A 23,557-nucleotide genomic window follows, 5' to 3' on the forward strand; every position below is an offset into this window, starting at 1 on the left:
GCGAGGGCGTGCGCTTAGCAAGATGGGCTCTCGGTGGTTTGCCCATTCAAGAACTGCCGGCTCCTATGCCCTCCCCGGACCCCGTGCTCGCGTAACGGCGCTCGAGCTTGGCACAGGTTACCTAGAGTCACCATGAGGGTCAATCCATTGGTATCGCGGGTTGCCCTGAAGATCTCGCCGCCTAGGATCGGCTCTCGTGATCAATCCTGCCAAAGGGCGGTGCCCCACGAAGCATGACCTCGAGGTTCCGACTCCGGCCCGCCCTTGTTTTCAGTCGGCTCTACAGAGGTTGGTGGAAGAGACGGCGATTCGGCTTTCTTCCTCCTCAGGTCCATGCCAACATGCTCCGCGGTGGCTAGGAGCCTAGAACAACTACGCCGGCGAGGGCGTTTCGTAACATCCGGCCACCGCCCCGCGCATGGCCCTCCTCTCGCAGCCCGCGGCGCGGGCCTCGCGACGACCCTGAAGGGCGTGTCCCTCGCTCCCCTCGGCCAGGATCGGCTTCCTGTCGCATCGGCTGGGTACCGCGCGCTCATGGGAGGCCCGGTCGACCGGTACGAGTGGGCGCGGTACCGCTGCCCTAGAGAGCCTGCCCCTGGATCGACAAACGGGGCCAGTCCTTGAACGCGGCGGGCACGACCTGGAGTTCTGTTCCCTCGGCGGCACGGGCGGGGATAGCGCACATGCCGCAATTGGATGCGCTTCGGGCCGTGGCCGTATTCCTGGTTCTCGTGTGGCATTGGTGGCCGCACGGCGGCACCGTGAATGCGATCAACAACGGTCGGATAGGTGTTGTCTTTTTCTTCGTGCTCAGCGGTTTCCTGATCAGCCGGATACTCCTTGAGCAACGCATCGCCGCCAAGCAAACCGGGGTGTCACGTCTTCAAGTGCTGGGTGCTTTTTTCGTACGCCGGGCCCTTCGCATCCTTCCCATCTACTACGTGACTATCCTTTTGCTGACTCTGCTGCCATGGACACCAGAGTCGTGGTGGAAGAACCTCGGCTACTTTGCGACTTATACCGCCAACGTTCGGTTCTGGCAGCAGGGTTGGTCGTTCGGTGCTCACCTCTGGACGCTCTCCGTCGAGGAGCAGTACTACTTGGCCTGGCCCTTGGTACTCCTCTTTGTCAACCTCCGCCTGCTACCCGCTCTTCTCTGCTTGATCGTGGCGGCCGCTCCTCTCTGCCGCTTCCTCGGAGCGGGCCACGAGCTCGTCTACGTTCTCACTCCGTGCTGCCTAGACAGCTTCGGCCTGGGGGCCGCGCTTGCCTATATGTGGGTGTGCCGCCCCCTGAACGAGAGGCACTTCCACTACGCGGCCGCCGGTCTGACGGGCGTGTTGGCACTTCTCACGGCCTGCGGGCGGGCGGGTCCAAGGGTTGTTTGGGAACCGCTCCTCCTCTCTCTGGCCGGTGTTCTGTTGGTTGGCAAGACAGCGCGGGGCTTCACGGGGCCGGTTGGCCGACTTCTGCAGTTGAAACCGATCACTCACGCCGGAAAGATCAGCTACGGTATCTACCTATTTCATCCGTTCGTCGGCTACTACTACGAGAGGCTGCATGCGCATGCCGCGGCCTTTGACTGGAGGTTGCCATTCGGGAGGCGGCTTCTTGTGCCACACTTTGGCCCGGAAGTGATGTTTGTTCTCTACACGCTGCTCAGCTTTGCTCTGGCCGCGCTCTCATGGTCGACGTTCGAGAGGCCGATCAACGATCTTCGACGACGGTTTGGGTACCTTGGCAAGCACGAGCCCCTGCCTCATGCCTGAAGACTGCCTGGAGCCCTTCTTGGCAACCTGCTTAGACCGGGCCTGGCCGCGCCCCGATATCCGGGCACCGTCCGCTTATCTTGACGGAGAGTTGCCATCGGCGACCGCTTGAATCACGGGAGGGATTTCATTGAATTCGCTCGAGCGCTGGCTCTTGGCACAGCTGCACGAAAGGCAGTATTGGGAGCAGGAGGCGACGGGAATTGCCGGGGGCCAGATCGCAGACCCCACCTGGTACAAGGATCGCGCGCGAAGCTTCCTCCAGATCCTGGAGACGCTAACCGGAGGCGAGCCTGCCGCTGCCTTGGGTCACCGGGTCGTCGAAGTTGGCAGCGGCCCGGTTGGAATCGTGGCCTTCATTCAAGCCCCCGATCGACACGCAATCGATCCCCTGGGCGATTACTACGGGGCGCAACCGGAGTTCGCGACGTTCCGGGACCGGGCCGTGACTTACACGACTGCCCGAGGCGAGGACTTGCCTTTCGAGGACGGGTCGGTCGACACCCTCATCTCCGAGAACGCCCTTGACCACGTCGAGCTTCCACGCCGTGTCGTCGCAGAGTTTGCGCGGGTCCTGAGACCTGGAGGGCGACTTTTCCTTCGGGTTGAGGTTTATCTCCCGGTTGGCGCCGCCATCCACTGGACTCTGGCGCGTACCCGTCTTGACCCCCTGCACCCGCACACCTTCACGCCTAGAAGCGTAGTGAGAATGCTTGCGGGGATGGATTGGGCCCCGCTCTATCAGGAGCTGAGCGAGTACGCGGTCGCTCGGCGGAAGGGTTTGGCATCACCCTCACGGCGGGGACGCCTTCTTGCCCTCATGGGCATGAATGCGATCATTCAGACGTTGGTGGTGCAGAAGCGGTGAACGGTCCTCCCGGGATCGCGCGATCAACTCCCCCGCGGATCTCTCGCCCCCGGGAGATCGGACCTGGCCGGGGATGAGAAGCGCCTGGTCCTGGCTGTCGTGAGACCGGCCGTGGCCCTGAAAGCGCGGGGGGCTTGCCAAGCCCATTGATCGACTTTACGATGCGACCGTGCCCGGTACCCTCACCCTTCCAGGCCTCTGGGTGGCTTACGCGGCGGGGGCGACGCTGGGCCTCGCGTCCGCTGCTTTGGAATGGCTGCTGGGCGGGCGACTCATACCCCCGGAGGCCGCGGCGGCGTACGGGATCTTCGGCGGTTTCACCGCCAGCGGGCTGCGCTGGGCTTTGGGTTTTCGCTTCGGCCCCGGGCCCGCCCGCACAGGGGCCCTCTCCGCGGTCGGTGCCTTCGGCTCGCTCTATCTAGTCTATTTCGTGAATGTCAAGATCCTCCCCAGTGAGCCTTACTACTCTGTGCGCAGCATCTTGGCGGATCTTGTGGTTCTCGCCGCAATCGTGGCCGCGGCGGTCTTGGTGGCGCACTCTCGCCGGGCCCAGAAAGCGCGCGAGCGGTGGGGTCGCCCGATGGTGTTTTTGGGGTTCGCCCTGCTTCTGGGGTGTTCGTCGGTTCTAGTGGCCCGTTGGCCGCATGCGCAGCCCGCAGTGGTAAGGGGAGGCAATGGCCCGGACCTGCTGCTCGTTGTTCTCGATTCGGCGAGACGGGACCGGTTCGGTCTCTATGGGAGCGTTCGCCCTACCTCCCCCGCAATCGACAGCCTGGCTCCCCGCGCGCGCATTTTTGACGCGGCCTACGCGGCGTCCTCTTGGACCGTGCCTTCCGTCTCCGAGATCCTCGGTCTCGGCTTGGTGGAGCGAACCCAGGTCCGAACCTTGCCCGAACAGCTTGCCGGCCTGGGCTACGTGACCGCCTGCTTCACCGACAATCCCCACATGAGGCGAGAGAGCTCATTGATGCGCGGGTTCGACCGGGTGGAGCGGAGCGTAGGGGAGTGGCGGCGGGTTCTTCAGGGCACAATCGTCAGTGAATTCATCGAAAGGCTGGACCCCGGGGATGACCAACGGCTGGCCGATCGGGCACTGGCGTGGGCCCGTCAACAGAAGGGTCCGTTTTTTCTTTACGTGCAATTGATGGATTCGCACACCCCCTATCGCCGACCTCCCATTGACGGCAAGCGGCGCAATGGCCGCCGCATCGAGTTCCCGCGCGCCGGCATGGAGATGACCGAGGAAGAGACGGAGGACGTGGTGGCCCGCTACGAGGCCGGCATCCACAGCGCAGATGCAGCGGCGGGACGCCTGGTCACGGCCCTCACGTCCCGGGGACGATCTGCACTCGCTGCGGTGACATCCGACCACGGGGAGAGCCTCGGGGAGTCAGGTCGGTGGTTTCACGGCGGAACCCTAGCTCCGGAGCTCTTGGCCATTCCTTTGCTGCTGGTAGGCGAAGGCGTGTCTCCAGGGCGAATCGCCACTCCCGAGGGGCATGAAGCTATCCGTCCGACCTTCTTGGCCGCGGCGGGCGCTCCTTGCCCGGACTGCTCCGGCCCCGACCTTCGGGTGGCGGTCGGAGACGGCATCATCGAGGGTGCGCTGCCCCCCCACCTCGTCTACCGCCTCACGAAGCGGTTCAAGCTGGTGATCGACAACCGGGAAGGGGTCAGGTCGCTCTTCGATCTGCGAGGCGATCCCCAAGAATCGAAGGACATCGCCCGCCAGCGTCCGCAAATCACAGAGAGCCTGGCCGTGGGCCTCGCTTTGAATGGCGGGGAGCGCGAGCGCGCTCCGATCCCAGCCGAACTCCGAGAGAGGCTAAACTCCCTCGGGTACGCACAGTAGCCGGCTGAGGAGATGTTGGGAGGGTGAGCATTCCTCAAGCCATCTTGGCCTCTTGGCTGGGCCTGACCCTGCTCGCTCCCTCCCTCACCTGGTCGCAAGAGCCGCCAAATCCCGAGACCCCCCCCGCGGAGCGACCTGGCCTTTTCCACTTTGGCCCCCTCTACGTCACACCCTATTTCCACATCGGCAATGTCGGCCTGGACACCAACGTCTTCTACTCGGCGACGGGCCGACAGACCGATGTAACGGCCACCGGGGGACCGGGGCTGGAGCTCTTGCTTCCCCTGGGAGCCGAGGCTCGCTTCCGCGTCAACGGAACGTTCGATTACCTCTACTTTGTGCGGACGGCGTCGCAGCGCCGTTGGAACGATAGCGGCGACGCGCGGCTGGAGTTCAAGACCGGACGGTCGGAGGGAAGCGTCGTGGAGTCGTACGCCCGGACCTTCACGCGTCCCAACCTCGAGGTCGATCAGCGGGTTCTGCAGACCACGGAGATGACGCAGTTGGATCTGAAGCGCCGGCTCTTCGGGAGGATCTCCCTCACCATCGGGGGCCTGCGGTCGAAGGCCGACGTAGACGCGGGCCAGTTGTTCCTGGGCACGAACCTTCGCGCCACCCTCAGCCGCGACGAGTACCGAGCGGCGGCCGGCCTAGGCTACGGGCTCACCGTCAAGACGTCCTTCGTGATCGAGGCCGACCAGCAGTGGGACCGTTTTCCGTTCGACACCGCGCGAGATGCGGACTCCAATCGGTTCGCGGCCGGCTTCCGGACCGACGAGACCGCTCTCATCTCCGGGAGGCTCCTGGGGGGGGTGCGCCTGCTCCGCCCGAAGGCACTTCCCGGCACTGAGAAACAGACGCCTTACGCCGATGTTGACGCCACCTTGAACGTTTCGAAGCGAACCAAGATCAGCGGCAGCTACAGCCGCGACCTGGTCTTCTCCGCCTTCGCGCCGGAAGGGCCCACTCCCACGGTGACGATGGAGGTGATCGGAGCCCGGATCGAGAAGTTCCTCGGAGACCGCGTGGATTTGAAGCTCTATGCCCGGGAGACACACTTGGTCACCGACGGAGCCATCATCGTGGTGATCCCGGGGCAGGCACCTGTAGTGGCCGTGCGCGATGACCGGGCCCGGGAGGCCGGGGTGGATCTCGGATACTTCTTCCGGCCGCAGTTACGCATGGGGGTGGCCGCCAGCTACATCGATCGGCACTCCACAATCTCGTACTTCGGCATCTCGGGGCTGCTCGTGGGTGGCACCGTCCAGTACAACCCGGGGCGACGGCTGCCCTGGTGAGTTTGACGGCCGCAGCGGCGCTGGGCAAAATGAGTTGATGCGTCATTTGTTCGGGCTTGCCCTCGCCGTCGTGTGCACCTGGGCCGTGTTCGCCGACGAGTACGAGATCGGCGCCGGGGATGTGCTTCAAGTGACGGTGCTGGGCCAGGCCGAGATGACCGGCAACTTCGCCGTGGACACAGAGGGATTGCTGACCTTCCCCGTCCTGGGCAAGGTGAAGGCGTCCCAGATGTCGACCCGGGAATTGGAGCGAAAGCTTACGACGCTCCTCGCCGACGGGTACATCAGGCGCCCGCAGGTCACGGTCACGGTGCACGAATACCGCAGCCAGAAGGTGTTCGTCACGGGAGAGGTTCAGCGGCCGGGGCCATACGCTCTCAAGGCCGACCGGTCTCTGCTGGCTCTCCTCGGGGACATCGGCCCCTTGACCCCCAACGCCGGCCACGAAGTCGTCGTGATGCGTCCTCCGCCCGGTGCCGCGGGGCCCGTCATCCCGCTCCCCCCCGCTCCGCCGGGAGGTGAGAGCTCGGGCTCTCCGGATGCCCTCACCCCTCCCGTCGCGGGTTCAGCCCTGGAGGTTCCGGGTGCTGACGTCTTCCACATCAGCCTGCAGGAGCTTCAATCAGGAAACCCGGAACGCAACATTCTGCTCCAGGCGGGCGACAACGTGTACATACCGCGGGCGGCGCAGGTCTACATCACGGGCAGCGTCGTCCACCCCGGACCCTATCGATTCCAAGAGGGAACGACGCTTCTCCAGGCCCTGACCGTGGCGGGGGGCGTTACGGAGCGGGGTTCGGCGAAGCGGGTCAAAGTCATCCGCACCGTGGCGGGTAAGAAGCAGGAGGTCAAGCTGCAGTTGAGCGACCTCGTGCAGCCCGAAGACACGATCGTGGTGCCCGAGCGCTTCTTCTAGCCGTCGAAGCCCTACGGCGGCAAGCATTTGAGGTATACTAGAGAGAGTTATCCCTCTGCTTAGCGAGGTGCCATGAACGAACAGGTGGTCCTCCAGGACGCTCGCCGCTACCTGGCGATGATCCACAAGCGTCGAGGGATCTTGATCACCTGCCTGGCCCTAAGCTTGGTCGTCGCCGTCCTCTATAACTACACCACGCGCCCCGTTTACCAAGCTACGGCCCAAGTTCTCATCGACCGCGACACGCCCAACGTCCTCCCCAACAAGGAATTGGTCGACGTCGTGCAAGCGGGCGCGGACTACTACCAGACGCAGTACCAACTCCTGCGCGGCCGCATGCTGGCCCAGAAAGTAGTGGAACGACTGGGCATGCAGAAGGGTGCCGAGTTCCAAACCGGTCCCTTGATGACGCCCTGGGAGCGCTTCCAACGACGCTTCCTGGGAAAACTGCCCGCCGCGACCCTGGACAGCGACGGCATGCTGCTCTCGCCCGCGGTAGCGGCCTTCCGGTCCCGGGTCACGGTCGAGCCGGTCCCGGGCAGTCGCTTGGTCAACCTGCGCTTCACCGCGTACGACCCGGACCTCGCCGCCCAGGCCGTCAACGCCCTGGCCCAGCTCTATATCGAGCAATCCCTGGAGTTTCGGTTCACCACCTCTACCGAAGCCACGGGCTGGCTCGGAGACCGCCTCAAGGAACAGCAACTGAAGGCGGATCTCGCGGAGAAGGCCCTCCAGCAGTACCGCGAGAAAGAGGGCCTCGTCAATCTCGAGGAGAAGCAGAGCCTCGTCGAACAGAAACTATCCGCCTTGAACGCGGCCATGTTGAACGCCCGCACGGAACGCATCACCAAAGAGACCGTCTACAACCAAATGAGGAACCTGGGGTCCTCCCTCGAGACTTTTCCCCTGGTGCTGGGCAGCCCCGTGGTCCAGAACCTGAAGACGCAGCTCGCCGACCTGCAGAAGGACCAGGCCCGTCTCTCGGAGACGCTCGGGGACAAGCACCCGGACATGATCAAAGTGCGGAACCAGATCCGGGCTACCGAGGAGAAGCTCCGCAACGAGATGCACAACGTCGTGCGGGCCGCGGAGACGGACTACCGGACGGCTGGCCAGCAGGAGGCCAACCTCCAGGCCAGCCTCGAAGTCGTGAAGCGCGAGGCTCTCGAGGTCAACCGAAAGGCGATCGAGTTCGGGGTCTTGAAGCGCGAGGTGGAGAGCAACCAGCAGCTCTACAAGGAGCTGCTCAACCGGAATAAGCAGACGGGCCTCGAGACCGAGCTCAAGACCACCAACATCCGGGTGGTGGAGAAGGCGGAGGTACCGCGGGCGCCCATCTCCCCCCAGCGGATGCGGAATTATGAGCTCGCGGTCCTCATCGGCCTCGCCCTCGGCATCGGCCTCACCGTCCTTTTCGAGCACCTCGACAACACGCTCAAGACGCCGGAGGACGTGAAGGAGCACCTGGGCCTGCCTTTCTTGGGAATGGTGCCAGACGTGGGAGCCCGGCCGACGGCCGCGGGCACCCCCCGGGCCTCGCCCCTCATCTTGAAGAACCCCCAGTCCGCGGTGGCGGAGTCCTACCGCGTCCTCCGCACGAACCTGATCTTCTCTTCCGCGGAAACCACGGGCCGGGCGCTCGTCGTGAGCAGCGCCAACCCCGGCGAGGGGAAGACAACGACGGTCGCGAACCTGGCTTCGTCCCTCGCCCTCAACGGAGCCAGGGTATTGGCCGTCGACGCCGACCTCCGGCGACCCACCATGCACCAGCATTTCGGAATCGCCAAGACGCCGGGCCTCACCGATCTGATCGTGGGGAAGTGCCAAGCCTCCCAGGCCATCCAGGCCACACGCTTCAAGGGCTTGCAGGTCTTGCCCTGCGGCTACGTGCCTCCGAACCCGGCGGAGCTTCTGGGCTCGCCTGCGATGAAGCACGTCGTGGAAGCCCTGAAGAGCCATTACGACTGGGTGCTCATTGACACCCCCCCCATCCTGGCCATGGCCGACACCCCTGTTCTCTGCCCCCTGGTGGAAGGCGTCATCCTCGTGGTGGGGGCGGAGGTGAGTGGCCGGCCCACCCTTCAGCGGGCCGTAGACCAAATCCTCAACGTCGGAGGGAAGATCACCGGGGTCGTCCTCAACAAGGTCAACCTCGAGCGTAACTCCTACTACTACGGGCAGTACTACGGAGAGTACTACCGGGCCTACTACGCGGAGGGCTCCTCCCGGCAGATGCGGGCGGCGGGCGACGAGCCCCGGCCCGGACCCCGACCCGTCCGGCGGTCGTGAGTCCATAGCCCTCAAGCACCGCTTGAAATGGGAACCCGAAAAGTGCTATGGTATAAGGGTCTCTCTCTGAGGACCGACATGCGCAAAGCCGCCGCCGTAGTTCTCGCGGGCCTCCTGAGCGCACCCCCGGTGAGCCTCGGATCGGCCCCTGTGCTGGGGACGATCCAGGGGGTGGTGACCCTGGATGGGCGACCCCTGAGCGGGGTGGCGGTGGCCTTCATCGACCTCCAATCCGGCAACGTAGTGCGGGCCACGACGGGCTCCAATGGGGCCTTCGAGACCAGCGCCGCGGCCGGGCAGTACGCGGTGACGACGGAGAGCCAGGCGGGCCTGGTCGTGGGCCGGGCGCCGGTGCGGGTCGCGGTCGTGCCGGGGCGCGTAGCTTCCGCCGAGATCGAGCTCTTCGCCCAGACGACGGCGATGCTGCAGGAGCCCCCCCAGAAGCCCACGGCGACCACGACGACGCCGAACATCCCGGCGGCGCAGCAGCAGCCTCCGACCACGACCGCCCCCACCACCGGCGCCGGTGCCGCAATCAACTTCGAGCCCGTGACCTGCTTCGTGGCGGGGGAGTTCCCCCTCCTCGACGCTGGGATCGAGCCCCTGTCGAGCGTCGCGCGGGCCCGGACCTACTTCAAGGCGGCCCAGGGAGCGAACTTCTACTACGTGGAGATGACCCAGGAGGCAGGACGCTTCTTCGGCAAGCTCCCCCGGCCCAAGATAGAGGCGAGCCCGCTCACCTACTACCTCCAGGCCACGACCACCGAGTTCGAGGAGAGCCAGACCCCCGAGATCGAGGCGATAGTGGTCGAGAAGAAAGAGGACTGCGGCGACCGCAAGATCGCCGCCTTCGGGCCTCCAGGCGAGGTCACCGTCTTCTCGGCCGCCACCGGGGCCTCCATCGCACCCCTCGGCTTCGCGGCGGGCGGGGCGGCCATCGCCCTCGGCACCGTCCTGCTCATCCTCGGCGGGGCCGCGGCGGCGGGGATCACGACCGCGGTCGTGACCAACCCCCAGTCCACGCCCCCCCCGGCAACTCCCAGCCCCACCGCGATCCCGGTGGCCATCCCTACCCCGATAGCCACGCCGACGCCGATCACTACGTTCCGTTAGGAGGAGAGGGCCAACCGCTCTGGCCCGCCGAGCGGACGCTCAGCGCCAGGTGATTTGGTTCTTCAGGCTGTCGCCCTTGTTGGCGGTGACGAGGACCTCGGTCGACCAGGAGGTCGTGCCGTCCTTCCAGGATGCGGAGACCTCCCCGAGCAGGGCCCGCTGCTGCGGTTCCACATCCCGCACCTTGGAGGCGAACGGCGCTCCTGACCCCGTGCCGTTCACGGCGGTGGTGACGCTGATGGCCCCAACCCGGATCGCCTTCTTCCCATCGTTCACGAGGTAGAACTTCAGGCTGTAGTTGTCGTTGGGGCGAATGCCCGAGGCCGGGTTCATCTCGAACTCGATCCGGCCCAGGAAGTCGGGGGCCTTCTGGACGGCCGCCCCGTCGAAGCCGGCCAGCCCGTCCTGGGCCTTCTCCGTCTTGACCACCGTCCGGCCGGGGACGAACTTTTTCCGGGCGGCGTCGCGGAGGGCGATCGCATTCGTCCGATCGCCCGCGGCCTTGGCGTTGCCCGGGTCGAGCCTCAAGACGTCGTCCAGGGCGCCGATGGCGGCGTCGTACTGGCGGGAGGCGAGCGCGCTGTCCGCCTGCGCCTGGAGGCTGGCCACCTGGGCCGCGGTCTGCTGGGCGCGGAGCGCGTCCGCGGAGGGCCCTGTGGCAGTGGCGGCAGGACCGGGCGTCGGCCCCGCCTTCTTGGGGGAGGCCGAGGGGGTGGGAGGGGCGGGCGTCGCGAGGGTGGGCGGCGGCGTCGGCTTGACGATCGTGATCGCTTCTTCGACGGTGGGACGAGGGGTGGGCTCGACCGCCACCGTGGTGGGCGGGGGCGGAAGCGGAGGCAGGGTCGGATTCGGGATCTGTGAGGCCGGAGAGGGTGTTTGGACGACTCCGGGGGATTGGCCCGGCACCGGTAAGAAGCGCCGGGCCACGAAGAGCCCGCCGCCCACGACGGCGACGACGCCAAGGCCGAGAGCGGCGTAAAGGCCGGTCCGCGAGGAAGCCTTGCCGCGGGCGGGGACCGCGGGCGCGGCCGGAGACCCCGCCGGGTGAGGCCGCGGGCGCGGGCTCGGGGGAGCCTCCTTCTTGAGGGCGATGGGCTTTGCCGTCGGACTCACTCGGGGTGTCGGGGTGCTGGAGGCCGGTGGCGCGCTCGGACGGGGGGCATGGGGGGCGCTCGGCGGGCGCGGAGCCCGTGCTGGGGCCTCAACTTCCACATGGGGCGGGGGGGCGGGTCGTGGGATCGCGGGGAGGGTGGCCTCGCCCAGTGCCTCGTGCGCGGGGTTGAGGGCCATCGTTGGCTCCAGAGGCGCCCCGTTCAACTCGACGGTCGGCTCCACCTCGGGCGTGACTTCCGTGGCCTCCATGAGGAGGGTGGGCTCGTTTTCCTCCGGGGCCGCCGCCGGCGGAGCCTCGACCAGGGTCTCCGCCGTCTCGTCCTCAAAGAACGTAGCCGGGTACGCGGCCGGCTCGGGGATCGAGTCCGGCTCGAATCGCGCTGGTTCCTCGGGGGAGGTAGCCCCGGCCGACTCCTCCGCTAGAAATTCGGGCTCCGTCGGCGACGCGGCGGGCTCCGCGCTTTCGGCGTGTGACGAAGCCTCTACCTCTGGCCCGACCTCGAGGAACGGCGACTCCCCATGCGTCTCCGGGGCGACCAGAGCCTCGGGGGCGGCCAGCGCCTCCGGCCCCAGGGCCAGGGTCTCGCTCTCGGCCGAGTGCTCCGGGGGGGGCAGGGGGATTGGGGGGGGGGCCGGCGGCTGCGCGGGCGCACGGGGCAGGATGCATTGGAGCATCACCACGTCGGCCTCGCCGGGGGTGCCCAGCCAGACGATGTCGCCGTTGCGCAGGGGTACGGGCTCGCTGACGCGGCTGTCGTTCACGTGGACCCCGCGCACGCTGCCCACATCGTGGATGGTAACGCCCGTCGCATCGATGACCAGGCGGGCGTGGAGGGGGCTCACACCGGGGAGAACCAGCCGGAAGTCCGATGACGGATCGGAGCCCACCGAAATGCTCTGGGCTCCCTCGTCGAGGACGAACCGCGTGCCGGCCAGCGGACCACCAAGGACGGTGAGGGACGGTCGCTTATGGTCCGCCATCTCGTTATCCCCGCTCCCTCACGGGAGACGATTCTCTGTTCGAAAGGTCTCTAGATTCTAGGGTTGCCGCCGATGAGGGTCAAGCGAGGCCGCTGCCGGTGGGATCCGGCGTTCCTCTTCGCCCGTTAGAATCCGAGGTCACTCGGCCTTTAGCGGTCATGAACTTGGCGAGGTCCGTGCCGTTTGACGCAGCGCCAGAGCCGACAGGGCAACGTAAGTGAGGGCGTTGGCGGGGATCTGCCAATTGAAGTCCACGAGGGCGTGAAACCCGAGGGCGATGAGCGCACCCAGGATCCCGGCGTCGAGCGGCGTGTGGGAGGCCGCGCGCGCGGCGGCCCGAAAGAGGGTGACGAGGAGGCTGGCCACGAGCGCGCTCCCCACCAGGCCAAGGTCGAGAAGGACCTGGAGGTAGTCATTGTGGGCCTCGCCGATGAAGAGCATCCGCCAGATTGTCTGGTAGCGGAGATAAGCGGTTCCGAAGGCGTTGAAGCCCACTCCAAAAAAGGGGAAGCGCGGGATCATCTGCGCCATGTCCCTCCAGAGGATGAGCCGGCTCGCCTCGAGACCGCGCTTCTCGAAGCCCTCGACCACTCCAGAGAGTCCGATCCAGGCCAGGCCCAGGATCGCGATGGCGGCAATCACGACCACGGCCTGGCGGCGGTGCCGGAACGCGAGGGGCAGGGCGACGATGGAGACGGCAAAGGCCACGACCCCGCCCCGCGACTGCGAGGCCAGGAGGCCCACCACCACGAACATCGCGACCGTGGCCTGGCGAATGGCAGCGTTCCCCTCCGGGCCGCCCAGGGCCAGCCAACCCACCCGCCTCCGCCGCCACGCCCTCCCCAGCCTCTGGAAGGCCTCGACCGTGAAGGCAAGGGCGAGGGGTATCGCCATCACCAGGTAGCCCGCGAAGTGGTTCCGGTTGACGTAGGGGCCGAAGACCGCGTAGTCGTGGGTGGGTTTCCAGAGGCCGTAGATCGTGGTGGTGCCCGCGGCGGCCTGGAGGAGGGCCACCAGGGTCAGCAGAACTCCGGTGGCCACCACCACCCCCGCCAGGCGGCGGCGCCAGCGCTCCTCTCCGAACTCCCGGAAGACGGCGCCGAAGAACAGGCTGAAGGCCACCAGGAAGGCGAGCCCCCGCCAGGTGTCGGGCGGGCTCACCGACACCGGCCGCCAGGCAGTCAGGGGTGGCATAAGGAGAGTGTCGCTGTAGAAGGAGAAAGAGCCCGGGCTCACGAGCCGCAGGAGGAGGGGAGGAAGAGGAACGAGCTGGACCAGGACCAGGAGATGAAGGGCCAGGAGCAGGCGCCGGGCGGGCACGGGGGGTACATCGGCGCCGAGCGAGCGGGCCCAGTGCCCGCGGGCCCAGGAGAAGAGGCCGCCCGCGCCGGCCAGACCGAGGAGGGGGATGAACGCCGGCTCGTGTACGGAGCCGAAGGCGAGAGGCGCGGCCGTCAGGAGGGCGAGGAGGAGGACGCGCAGACCATCACCCGCCCGGTCGGGGATGAGCCCGCTCATGGGGGCAGGCGCTCGATCCTCAAGACGCTCCCGCGGGCGTCGTAGACGATGCGTCGGTCCGGACGGCCGGCGCCGCTTGTGTCCAGCTCCTCGCTCCGGAGACGGCCGCCCTCCCAGGTCTGCCAGCGGTCGATCCGCCCGTCACGGTCGGAGTCGATCTCCACCCGCACCACCTGGCCGTCGCGCAGGATCTCGACGCGGTCCACCTTGCCGTCGCCGTCCTCGTCGTACTCGATACGCGACGGCCGGCCCTGGGGCCCGGGGAAGGTCCAAATATCGGGTCTCTGACGCCCGCGCCGCGACCGGCCCACTTTCTCGAGGACGCCCTTGGCGTCGTAGTACTCCCAGCGGTCGATCCAGCCGTCAAAGTCCTCGTCCACCTCCACCAGCCCGACTTGGCCGGAGGCGTCGTAGTGCACGATGTAGTCTCCGCGACCATCCCCGTTGCTGTCGTACTCGATGCGGTCCAAGCGTCCCATGGTGTCGTAGAAGGCCTTGTAGCGGCCGCGGTCGAGGAGGTAGAACTCGCGGTTGCCCTGTTTGACCATGGGCAGGGGGGCGGGCGGCATGCCCCCCAGGCCGCCGCAGGCCCGATCGGTGCAGGCGCCGGCGAGGAGCCCGAGGGCCAGGAGGGGCACGCGCGGGGCGGCCTTCATGCGAGGGATGAGCGTAGCACGAAGTCGCCTGCGCCCTCGGCTCGGGCGCGGCGGGGGCCTACAGCGGGTACCCGCCCACCCTATCGATGGCGGCCTCCGCTACCCGCCGCCGGAGCGCCACCGTGTTCACGGGGTCACGGCGGGTGAAGCGCTTGAGCGCGGCCAGGTAGGTGCGCAATGTGTCGCCCTCCCCCACCGCGGCCAGGATTCTCCGTGCCCCCGCCTCGATCTTGTCCAGGGCGTCCTGGGCGAAGCAGCGGACGGCGGCCTCCCAGAGGCGCGTCTTCTCCTCGCCCTTTGCTTTGCCCCGCTTCTGCGCGCGGATGACCGCGCTCTCCAGGGCGTAGGTCTCCATGGCCAGGTCCGCGAAATGGCCCAGGATCTCCTGCTCGTCGGTTAACGCCTGCTCGTACTTCTGCACGGCCAAGCCCAGGCACATGAGGGACGTCTTCTTCGCCCCCTGCATCATCCTCGCCTCCGCGGCCAGGAAGCCGTCGTCGGCGACGGGCGTGGCGGGACCGCCGGTGAGCTCCTCCATGAGGGCCATGGCCTTGGGAAATAGCGGCAGGTCACCTTTCATGGCCTTGCGGATGAGGCGGCCGGGCACGAGGAGGCGATTGATCTCGTTGGTCCCTTCGAAGATGCGGTTCACCCGCGCATCGCGCCAGAAGCGCTCGGCCGGGTAGTCCTCCACGTAGCCCGCTCCCCCGTAGATCTGAACCGTCTCGTCGACCACATAGTCCAGCATCTCCGAGGACCAGACCTTGACCATGGAGCACTCCACGTCGTACTCCTCGATGCGCTTCAGGGCCTCCGCGCTGTCGTTGATGCCCACAGCCTGGAGGTTGCGGTCGATCAGGCCCGCCGTGCGGTAGACCATGGACTCCGACACGTAGACCAGAATCGACATCTGCGCGATCTTCTCGCGCACGAGCCCGAAGTCGGTGATGGGGTGACCAAAAGCCTGGCGCGACTTGCCGTACTCCACCGCGTTGCGGAGGGCGAGCTTGGCCCCCCCCGTCACCCCCGCCCCCAGCTTGAAGCGGCCGATGTTGAGGATATTGAAGGCGATCTTGTGGCCCTTGCCGATCTCCCCCAGGAGGTTCTCCTTGGGGATGGTGGCGTCCTGAAGGATCAGGGGCCGGGTGCTCGAGCCCTTGATGCCGGTCTTCTTCTCCTCCGCCCCCAGGCTCACGCCCGGGCTCCCCTTCTCGATGATGAAGGCGGTGAAGTGCTCGCCGTTCACCTTGGCGAAGGTGATGTAGACATCGGCGAAACCGGCGTTGGTGAGCCACATCTTCTCGCCGTTCAGGACCCAGTGTTTCCCGTCCGGGGAGAGCACGGCCCGGGCCTTGGCGTTCATGGCGTCGCTGGCGGAGGAGGACTCGGAGAGCGAGTAGGAGCTGATCCACTCCCCGGAGGCGAGCTTGGGTAGGAACTTCTTTTTCTGCGCCTCGCTACCGAAATACACGATGGGGAGGGTCCCGATCCCGGTATGACCCATGAAGGAGACTGCGAAGCTGCCGTCCCGGGCCGACTTCTCCGAGACCAGGCAGCCCGAAACCTTGTCCAGGCCCAGACCGCCGTATTCCTCCGGGATCTCGATGCCGAGCAAGCCCAGCTCACCCGCCTTCTTCAGGAGCGCGCGGGTGGTCTCGTATTTCAAGGCCAGGATCTCGGGAAGGCGGGGGACCATCTCCTTCTCCATGAACTCGGCCGCGGTCTCCCCGATCATGCGCTGCTCCTCGGTAAAGTCCTCGGGCGTGAAGACCTCCTCCGGGGCCCGGTCCTCTATTAAGAAGCTGCCGCCCTTGGCGGCCACGACGGGGACTTTGGTATCGGTAGCCATTGTCTTCCTTCCTCCGTTCAGAGCCTCTCGAAGATCCCGGCCGCGCCCATGCCCCCTCCCACGCACATGGTCACGAGGCCGTAACCGGCTTTCCTCCGCTGCATCTCAGCCAGGATCTGGGCGGTGAGCTTGGCCCCCGTGCACCCCAGGGGATGACCCAGGGCCACCGCTCCCCCGTTGACGTTCACCCGCGCGGGATCGAGGCCCAGGGCCTCGATCACGGCCAAGGCCTGGCAGGCGAAGGCCTCGTTCAGCTCCACGAGCTCGATGTTCGCGAGCTTGAGCCCGGCCTGGCGGAGCGCCTTGGGGATAGCTTCCACGGGCCCGATGCCCATGATCTCCGGCGGCACCCCCGCGACCGCATAGGCCCGGAGGCGCGCGAGGGGCCGCAGTCCCAGCTCCTTCGCGCGGGACGCCGACATCACGACCGTGGCCGCCGCCCCGTCCGACATCTGGGAGGAGTTCCCTGCGGTGACGATGCCGTCGGCGGCGAAGGCGGGCTTGAGCTTGGCGAGGGCGAGAAGGTCGGTGTCCGGGCGGGGACCCTCGTCGGTGTCGAAGTCGACGCTTCGGGGCTTGTCGCCGTTGTCCCCCGCGAGGGTCACGGGCAGGGGCACGATCTCGTCCTTGAACTTGCCGGCCGCGATGGCGGCCAGGGCCTTCCGGTGGGAGGCGAGGGAGAAGACGTCGGAGCGTTCCCGATCGATCCCGTACTTCCGGGCCACGAGCTCCGCGGTCAGGCCCATGCCCAGGTAGCTGTCCGGGTAACGCTCGAGGAGGAGGGGGTTGGGGGCGATCTTGTGGCCGCCCATGGGGACGAGGCTCATGGACTCCGTCCCCCCAGCGACCACGACCTCGGCCTCGCCGCTCTCGATCTCCTGGGCGGCCAGCACGATGGCCTGGAGGCCGGAAGAGCAGAACCGGTTCACGGTCATGGCCCCCGCCGTATAGGGGATGCCCGCGAGCAGGCTGGCCTGGCGCGCCACGTTCATCCCCTGCTCGGCCTCGGGCATGGCGCAGCCCAGGATCACGTCCTCCACCATCGCCGGCTTCACCGCCGGTAGGCGCGCGAGGGCGCCCCGGATGGCGGCCGCGGCCAGGTCGTCGGGCCGGGTCTGGCGCAGGGTGCCCCGGCCCGCCTTGCCCACCGCCGTGCGCACGCTGCTCACGATCACCGCGTCTGGCATTGAATGACCTCTCATTCAGTTACGAAGCGGCTTACCTTCCTTCAGCATGTGCTGGATCCGCTCCCGGGTCTTGGCGGTGCCGAGGAGGGAGAGGAAAGCCTCGCGCTCGAGGTCCAAGAAGTGCTGCTCGCTCGCCACCCCCGGGGCGCGGTCCCCCCCGCAGAGGACGCTCGCCACGTGGGTGGCCACGAGCGCGTCGTGCTCGCTGATCTGACCCCCGCGCTGGGCGTTGTGGATCCCCATCTTGAAGGTGGCCAGGGCGGGCCTCCCCAGCACGGGGACCGCGGAGCGGGGGCGCCCCGGGCGATGACCGGAGCGGACGAGGCCCCGGGCCACCTCCTTGGCGTCCGCGATCAGGCGGTCGGGGTTCGGGGAGAGGGAGTCAGCGGGGGTGAGGAACATCCGCTGCGCCTCCGCCCCCGAGGTGGAGACGCGGGCGAAGGCGATCTGGTCGAAGGCGCGCTTGATGAAGGGGAAGGGGTCGGCCCCCTCCACCCCGAGGCAGCGGTCGTGGGCGCGCAGGGCAAGCTCCTTGGCCCCGCCCCCCGCGGGGATCACTCCCACCCCCACTTCGACCAGGCCCATGTAAGTCTCGGCCGAGGCGCGCACGCGGGTGGCGTGCAGGGCCACCTCGCAGCCTCCGCCCAGGGTGAGGCCGAAAGGCGCCGCCACCACCGGCACCTGCGCGTACTTGAGGGCCAGGCTCGTGGCCTGGAACTGGCGGATCATCTGGTCCAGCTCCTCCCACTCCTCCTCCTGCGCGGCCAAGAGGACGAGCATGAGGTTGGCGCCCACGCTGAACTGCTCGCCCTGGTTGCCTACCACCAGGCAATCGAAATGGGCCGTGGCCTCCTTCAGGGCGGCCTGCAGCATGAGGGTAGCGTCGGCCCCCAGCGCGTTCATCTTGGAGTGGAACTCCACGAGCGCGCAGCCGTCGCCAAGGTCGAGGAGGCTGGCCCCCGGGTTCTTCTTCCGGAGCCCCCCGCCCGCCCTCACCGCCCCAAGCTCGATCACCCCCGGCCGCGGGGGCAGCGGGCGGACGCCCTCGGGTCCGAAGACGCTTGGGCCAGCCTCCTTGCTCTCGTAGAAGCTCCGGCGCCCAGAGGCAAGGAAGCGCTCCAGGAGGGGCGGGATCTTACGCCCCTCCCCCCGGGTCCGCTCGACGACCGCCCCCACCCCCAGAGCGTCCAGGAGGCGGAAGGGACCGTGGCCCCAGCCGTAGCCCCACTCCAGGGCCCGGTCGATCGAGACCACATCGTCCGAGATCTCGGGCACGAGGGAGGCGGCGTAAAGGGAAATGGAGGAGAGCGCTCGCCACAAAAACGCCCCCGCCGCGTCGTTCCCGGCCAGGATCTGCCGCACGCGGGCAACGGGGTCTCCCTGGGCCAGGGCCGCTTCCAAGGAGGGGAAGCGGGCTTTCTTCCGCTCGCGGTACTCCAGCGTCTTCCAGTCCAGGGTTCGGATCTCGCCGCCCACTTTGCGGTAGAAGCCCCCCCCCGTCTTCTCCCCTAGCCACTTCCTCTCGACCATGGCCGACACGAAGCCGGGCACCTTGAAGGCCTCCCGCTCGGGGTCATGGGGGACGGCCGGGTAGATGTTTGCCGCCACCCTGGCGCAGACGTCCACCCCCGCGATGTCGGCGGTGCGGAAGGTGGCGCTCTTGGCCCGGCCGATGGCGGGGCCAGTGAGCGCGTCCACCTCCTCGAGGGTGAAGTCCAGGTCCATCATGGCCTGCAGAACCACGCCGAAGCCGTAGGCGCCGATGCGGTTGCCGATGAAGTTGGGCGTGTCCTTGCAGCGGACCACACCCTTGCCCAGGACCTCCTCGCCGAAGGCCTCCATCGCGGCCAGGACGGCGGGGTCCGTATCGGGGCCGGGGATGGTCTCCAGCAGCTTGAGGTAGCGGGGGGGGTTGAAGAAGTGGGTGCCGAGGAAGCGCTTCCGGAGGTCGGCGGGCAGGGCGGAGCCGAGGGCCCCGATGCCGAGCCCCGAGGTGTTGGTGGTGACGACCGAGCTCTTCGTGACCGCGGGGGCCACCCGCGCCAGGAGCTGGCGCTTGACGTCCAGGTCCTCGACCACCGCCTCCAGGACCCAGTCCGCGTCCCGGAGCTCCCCCCAATCGTCCTCGAAGTTCCCGGGGCGGATGGAGGACGCGTGCTCCGCGAGGTGGAGGGGGCTCGGCTTCAGCTTGCGGAGGCCGTCGATGCCCCTCCGGGCGAGCGCGCTCCGCTCCCCCGTGGCGGCCATGTCCAGAAGCACGACCTCCATGCCCTGGGCGACGAGGTGGGCCGCCAGCTGCGCCCCCATGGTCCCCGCCCCCAACACGACCGTCTTCTGGATATGGGTCCTCACGCTCGCTTCCCGCTAGGCGGTCGCCTGGTACATCCGGTCGATGGCGGCCTTGTACTTCTCCTCCACCACCCGGCGCTTGACCTTGAGGGTCGGGGTCAGCTCTCCCGCCTCCAGGCTGAACTCCCGGGTGAGGAGCGACACCTTCTTGATCTTCTCGAATTGGGCGAGGTCCTGGGACAGCTGCGCGATCAGCTCCTCGTAGTGGGCCGCCACCTGGGCGTTTCCCACCAGCTCCTCGCGGCTCTGGAAGGCGATCCCCTTCGCGCGCGCCCACCTCTCCAGCTGCTCGAAGTTGGGGACCACGAGGGCGGAGGGGAAGTTGCGGCAGTTGCCGATCATCACGATCTCCGCGAAGAAGGGGTTGGTCTTGATCCGGTTCTCGATCGGCTGGGGGGCGATTTTCTTCCCTCCCGAAGTGACCAGGATGTCCTTCTTGCGGTCGGTGATCACGAGGAAGCCGTCCCCGTCGATGATCCCGATGTCGCCGGTGTGAAACCAGCCCTCCTTGTCGATGGCCTCCGCGGTGGCCTCTACCTTCTTGTAGTAGCCCTTCATCACATGGGGGCCGCGGGTCAGGATCTCGCCGTCCTCCGCGATCTTCACCTCCACCCCCTCGATGGGGACTCCCACCGTGCCCGGCTTGAGCCGGTCCTCACGGTTCACGGAGATGACCGGGCTCGTCTCCGTGAGTCCGTAGCCTTCGAGGATGAGCATGCCCGCCGCCCCGAAGAACTCCGCGATTTCGCGGGCGAGGGGGGCTCCCCCGGATATGAAGACCCGGAGCCGACCCCCCGTTCGGGCCTTGATCTTGGAGAATACGAGTTTGTCGGCGAGGGCAAACTGGAGGCGGAGGAGGAGGCCGGGGGGGGTGCCCTGCACGGTGTGGCGGAAGACCCTCCGCCCCACCCCCATCGCCCAGCGGAAGATTCGCCGGCGCAGGGGCGGATCCGCGGCCACCTTCTCGTTGATCCGGGCGTACATCTTCTCGTAAAGGCGCGGCACGGAGCACATGACGGTGGGCCGTACCTCGAGCATGTTGTCGGGCACCTTCTCCACGCTCTCCGCGTAGGCGATGGTCGCCCCCGCGTAGAGCATGAAGTTGTGGCCGGCGGTGCGCTCGAAGCTGTGGCAAAGGGGGAGGAAGGAGAGCGCGGTGTCGTGGGGGCCGAAGCCGGTGAAGGCCTTGCTCGAGGCCAGTACGTTGGAGACCAGGTTGGCGTGGGTGAGCATCACCCCCTTGGGATCGCCGGTGGTGCCGGACGTGTAGATGAGGGTCGCGAGGTCGTCGGGCTTCACCTCCGCCGCCCGCCGCTTCACCGCGTCCTTGTCCCGGCCCAGGGCGGCGCGCCCCTGGGCCCGGACTTCCTCCAGGGAGAGCGTGCCCTCGAAGGGGGCCTCGTCCATGCGGATCACGTGCCGGAGGCCGCGGGCCTGCCCGCGTACCTCCGCCACCTTCGCGGCTTGGACGGCGTTGGATACGAAAACCACCTTCGACTCGCTGTCGTTCAGGATGTAGAGCACCTGGGGCGGGGTGAGGGTGGAATAGATGGGGGCGTCCGTGGCACCCGCGGTGAGGGCGGCGAGATCGGCGTAGGCCCACTCCGGCCGGTTCTCGGAGAGGATGGCCACGCGGTCGCCCTTCTCCACCCCCAGGGCCCGGAGGCCCAGGGAGAGCTCCTCTACCGCGGAGAGGAACTCGGCGGAGCTGATGGCCCGCCACTCTCCCCCCCGCTTGACCTTGAGGTGCTCGCTCTTACGGTAGGTCTCCACGGAATAGTAGAAGATGTCGCAGAGGGTGCGGACCTCCATCATTTGCCTCCCCGCCCCGACGCCACCGCGGCCAGGGCCGGGCGGACGTGGGCCACCCTTCGGGACGCCGCCGCCCCGCGAAGGAAGAGATCCACCACGGAGGCGGCAAGGGGGCTGAGATCGTAGCCCTTGCCGCCGATGATCCAGGAAGTCACCATCTCGTCGAGGGCGCCGAAAAAGGCCTTGGTCGCCACCTTGCGGGGGAGGTCGGAGCGCAGGCTGCCGTCGCGCTGGCCCTCCTCGATGACCTGCTTCACGAGCGCGAAATAGTCCTGGAGCCAGGAAGCGGTGAAGCGCTCCATGAACTTGACGGACTGGCGGAGCTCGACCTGGAAGACCACGGCCAGGTCCCGATTGCTGCCCAGGACCCGGAGGTGGTGTTCGGCGATGGCGCGCAGGCGAGCGGGCGCCCCCGGCACCGCGCGCAGGGCCGCGCGGGCCTTTTCCAGGTGCTCGGTCATCACCTCGTCGAAGAGACGGACGAGGATGTCCTCCTTGTTGCGGAAGTAGAGGTAGATGGTGCCGTCCGCAACCCCCGCCCGCTTGGCGATCTCCGACACCCGCGCTCCGAAGTAGCCCCGGCGCGCGAAGACCTTCACCGCCGCCTGGAGGATGCGCTTGCGCTTGTCGTCCGTACGGGGCCGGGCCATGGCGCCTCGGGGGCGGCGATGAATGAACCGCCATTCAGTATGGCCAGGGGCGGCGGGGGCTGTCAAGCCCGTCCCCTTCGCGGGCGCGCCCGGGCCCGCCCGCAGGGGGTCGATTGCCGAGGGCGGACCGCTGCGGTAGTCTCCCTTGATCCATGGCCCGGCCCCGCGTCTTCCTCGGTCTCGGCTCCAACCTGGGCGACCGCGAGGCCGCTCTCCAGCGGGCGGGCCGCCTCCTCGAGGAGCGCGGCTTCACGCGCCGGGGGGAGAGCGCCCTCTACCTCACGGAGCCGGTAGGGGGGCCGCCCCAGGGCTGGTTCCTGAACGAGGTTCTGGAGGGGGAGAGCGCGCTCTCCCCCGAGGAACTGCTCGCGGCCTGCCTGGATGTGGAGCGGGTGATGGGGCGGGTGCGGGATGTCCGGCACGGACCCCGCACGATCGACATCGACCTGCTCCTCTACGGCCAGGAGCAGCGGCGGGGCCCCGGCCTCGTCCTCCCCCACCCCCGCCTGCACGAGCGCCGGTTCGTGCTCGCGCCCCTGGCCGAGATCGCGCCCACGGTCGTGCATCCAGTCCTGGGCAAGACCGTGCTCGAGCTCGCGCGTCTCTGCACGGACCCCTCGGAGGTGCGTCTCCAACCGCGGCTGGAGACGCGGGCCTGATGCCCTTCCACTACATCGCGGTGGAGGGCGTGATCGGGGTGGGCAAGACCACGGTGGTGGAGAGGCTGGCGGAGCGGCTGGAGGCCACCACCACCCTCGAGGAGTGGGGACAGAACCCCTTCCTGAAGCCGTTCTACGACGGGGCTCCCGGGGCTCCCTTCCAAGTGGAGCTCTTCTTCCTCCTCTCCCGCTACCGCCAGCAGCAAGAGCTGCTGCAGCGGAACCTGTTCTCGACCGTCACCCTCTCCGACTACCTGTTCGAGAAGAGCCGGATCTTCGCCTATCTGAACCTGGAGGACAGCGAGCTGCTTATCTACGAGAAGCTCTTTGGACTGCTCGCGGAGGGGGTGCCCCGCCCTGACCTCGTCGTCTACCTCCAGGCCCCCACCGAGGTGCTGATGAAGCGCATCCGCACCCGGGGGCGGCCCGAGGAGACCCGCCTCTCCGAAGAGTACCTGGCGGAAGTGAACCGCGCCTACAACTACTACTTCTTCCACTACGGCCAGACTCCGCTCCTGGTGGTCAACACCGCGGACGTGGATTTCGACAAGCGGGCGGAAGACGTAGACGATCTCGTCAAGCAAATCAAGAGCATGGGCAAGGGGACCCAGTACTACGTCCCCCGGGGCTCGAAAGGATGACGCTGGCGGCTTGACCTTGCCCCGCCCCTGAGTAATC

General features: G+C 67.6%; 17 protein-coding genes. 9 read left to right on the forward strand and 8 right to left on the reverse strand.

The genetic code is table 11. The features are described from left to right. Positions 1 to 683 precede the first annotated feature (683 nt). From VN461_24075 to VN461_24105, 7 genes are all read left to right on the forward strand, one after another. Complete coding sequence (locus tag VN461_24075; protein HXB57861.1) at positions 684 to 1,769, forward strand: acyltransferase; 1,086 nt, start codon at positions 684 to 686, stop codon at positions 1,767 to 1,769. A gap of 130 nt (positions 1,770 to 1,899) precedes the next feature. Beyond that, positions 1,900 to 2,637 carry a methyltransferase domain-containing protein gene (locus VN461_24080; GenBank protein ID HXB57862.1) on the forward strand — a complete coding sequence of 246 codons (738 nt, stop codon included), beginning with the start codon at positions 1,900 to 1,902 and terminating at the stop codon, positions 2,635 to 2,637. Positions 2,638 to 2,806: 169 nt separating this feature from the next. Further along, on the forward strand, positions 2,807 to 4,489 hold the full coding sequence (locus tag VN461_24085; protein ID HXB57863.1) for a sulfatase: 1,683 nt from the start codon (positions 2,807 to 2,809) through the stop codon (positions 4,487 to 4,489). A gap of 23 nt (positions 4,490 to 4,512) precedes the next feature. Continuing rightward, positions 4,513 to 5,787: a hypothetical protein gene (locus tag VN461_24090; GenBank protein HXB57864.1), complete on the forward strand. Its 1,275-nt coding sequence runs from the start codon at positions 4,513 to 4,515 to the stop codon at positions 5,785 to 5,787. Positions 5,788 to 5,824: 37 nt separating this feature from the next. Next, positions 5,825 to 6,703, forward strand: coding sequence for a polysaccharide biosynthesis/export family protein (locus tag VN461_24095; protein HXB57865.1), 879 nt, complete (start codon positions 5,825 to 5,827; stop codon positions 6,701 to 6,703). 72 nt (positions 6,704 to 6,775) lie between these two features. Beyond that, a complete protein-coding gene (locus tag VN461_24100; GenBank protein HXB57866.1) occupies positions 6,776 to 8,992 on the forward strand; it encodes a polysaccharide biosynthesis tyrosine autokinase in 2,217 nt (738 codons plus the stop codon). Between the two features lie 78 nt (positions 8,993 to 9,070). After that, positions 9,071 to 10,105 carry a carboxypeptidase-like regulatory domain-containing protein gene (locus tag VN461_24105; protein HXB57867.1) on the forward strand — a complete coding sequence of 345 codons (1,035 nt, stop codon included), beginning with the start codon at positions 9,071 to 9,073 and terminating at the stop codon, positions 10,103 to 10,105. Positions 10,106 to 10,144: 39 nt separating this feature from the next. On the opposite strand, the gene VN461_24110 is transcribed toward VN461_24105, so the two are convergent. From VN461_24110 to VN461_24145, 8 genes are all read right to left on the reverse strand, one after another. After that, positions 10,145 to 12,199: an FHA domain-containing protein gene (locus VN461_24110; protein ID HXB57868.1), complete on the reverse strand. Its 2,055-nt coding sequence runs from the start codon at positions 12,197 to 12,199 to the stop codon at positions 10,145 to 10,147. Positions 12,200 to 12,355: 156 nt separating this feature from the next. Then, on the reverse strand, positions 12,356 to 13,717 hold the full coding sequence (locus VN461_24115) for an O-antigen ligase family protein (protein HXB57869.1): 1,362 nt from the start codon (positions 13,715 to 13,717) through the stop codon (positions 12,356 to 12,358). Then, positions 13,714 to 14,373, reverse strand: a complete 660-nt coding sequence (locus VN461_24120) for a hypothetical protein (protein ID HXB57870.1) — start codon at positions 14,371 to 14,373, stop codon at positions 13,714 to 13,716. The genes VN461_24115 and VN461_24120 overlap by 4 nt, the downstream gene beginning before the upstream one ends. A 58-nt stretch (positions 14,374 to 14,431) precedes the next feature. Beyond that, entirely contained in the window at positions 14,432 to 16,222 is a 1,791-nt protein-coding gene (locus tag VN461_24125; GenBank protein ID HXB57871.1) for an acyl-CoA dehydrogenase family protein, read from the reverse strand. Between the two features lie 17 nt (positions 16,223 to 16,239). Further along, positions 16,240 to 17,409, reverse strand: coding sequence for an acetyl-CoA C-acyltransferase (locus tag VN461_24130; protein ID HXB57872.1), 1,170 nt, complete (start codon positions 17,407 to 17,409; stop codon positions 16,240 to 16,242). Between the two features lie 15 nt (positions 17,410 to 17,424). Next, on the reverse strand, positions 17,425 to 19,761 hold the full coding sequence (locus VN461_24135) for a 3-hydroxyacyl-CoA dehydrogenase NAD-binding domain-containing protein (protein HXB57873.1): 2,337 nt from the start codon (positions 19,759 to 19,761) through the stop codon (positions 17,425 to 17,427). Between the two features lie 12 nt (positions 19,762 to 19,773). Continuing rightward, positions 19,774 to 21,573, reverse strand: a complete 1,800-nt coding sequence (locus VN461_24140; protein ID HXB57874.1) for a long-chain fatty acid--CoA ligase — start codon at positions 21,571 to 21,573, stop codon at positions 19,774 to 19,776. Further along, positions 21,570 to 22,220 carry a TetR/AcrR family transcriptional regulator gene (locus tag VN461_24145; protein HXB57875.1) on the reverse strand — a complete coding sequence of 217 codons (651 nt, stop codon included), beginning with the start codon at positions 22,218 to 22,220 and terminating at the stop codon, positions 21,570 to 21,572. The genes VN461_24140 and VN461_24145 overlap by 4 nt, the downstream gene beginning before the upstream one ends. Positions 22,221 to 22,372: 152 nt before the next feature. Here VN461_24145 and folK point away from each other — a divergent pair, with 152 nt between their 5' ends. Both folK and VN461_24155 read left to right on the forward strand, forming a co-directional pair. Beyond that, positions 22,373 to 22,879: a 2-amino-4-hydroxy-6-hydroxymethyldihydropteridine diphosphokinase gene (gene folK / locus VN461_24150; protein ID HXB57876.1), complete on the forward strand. Its 507-nt coding sequence runs from the start codon at positions 22,373 to 22,375 to the stop codon at positions 22,877 to 22,879. Next, on the forward strand, positions 22,879 to 23,520 hold the full coding sequence (locus tag VN461_24155) for a deoxynucleoside kinase (protein ID HXB57877.1): 642 nt from the start codon (positions 22,879 to 22,881) through the stop codon (positions 23,518 to 23,520). Before folK ends, VN461_24155 begins: the two co-directional genes overlap by 1 nt. The last annotated feature ends 37 nt before the right edge of the window (positions 23,521 to 23,557 follow it).

Source organism: Vicinamibacteria bacterium (assembly GCA_035570235.1).
In the GTDB taxonomy this organism is placed as follows: Bacteria; Acidobacteriota; Vicinamibacteria; order Fen-336; family Fen-336; genus DATMML01.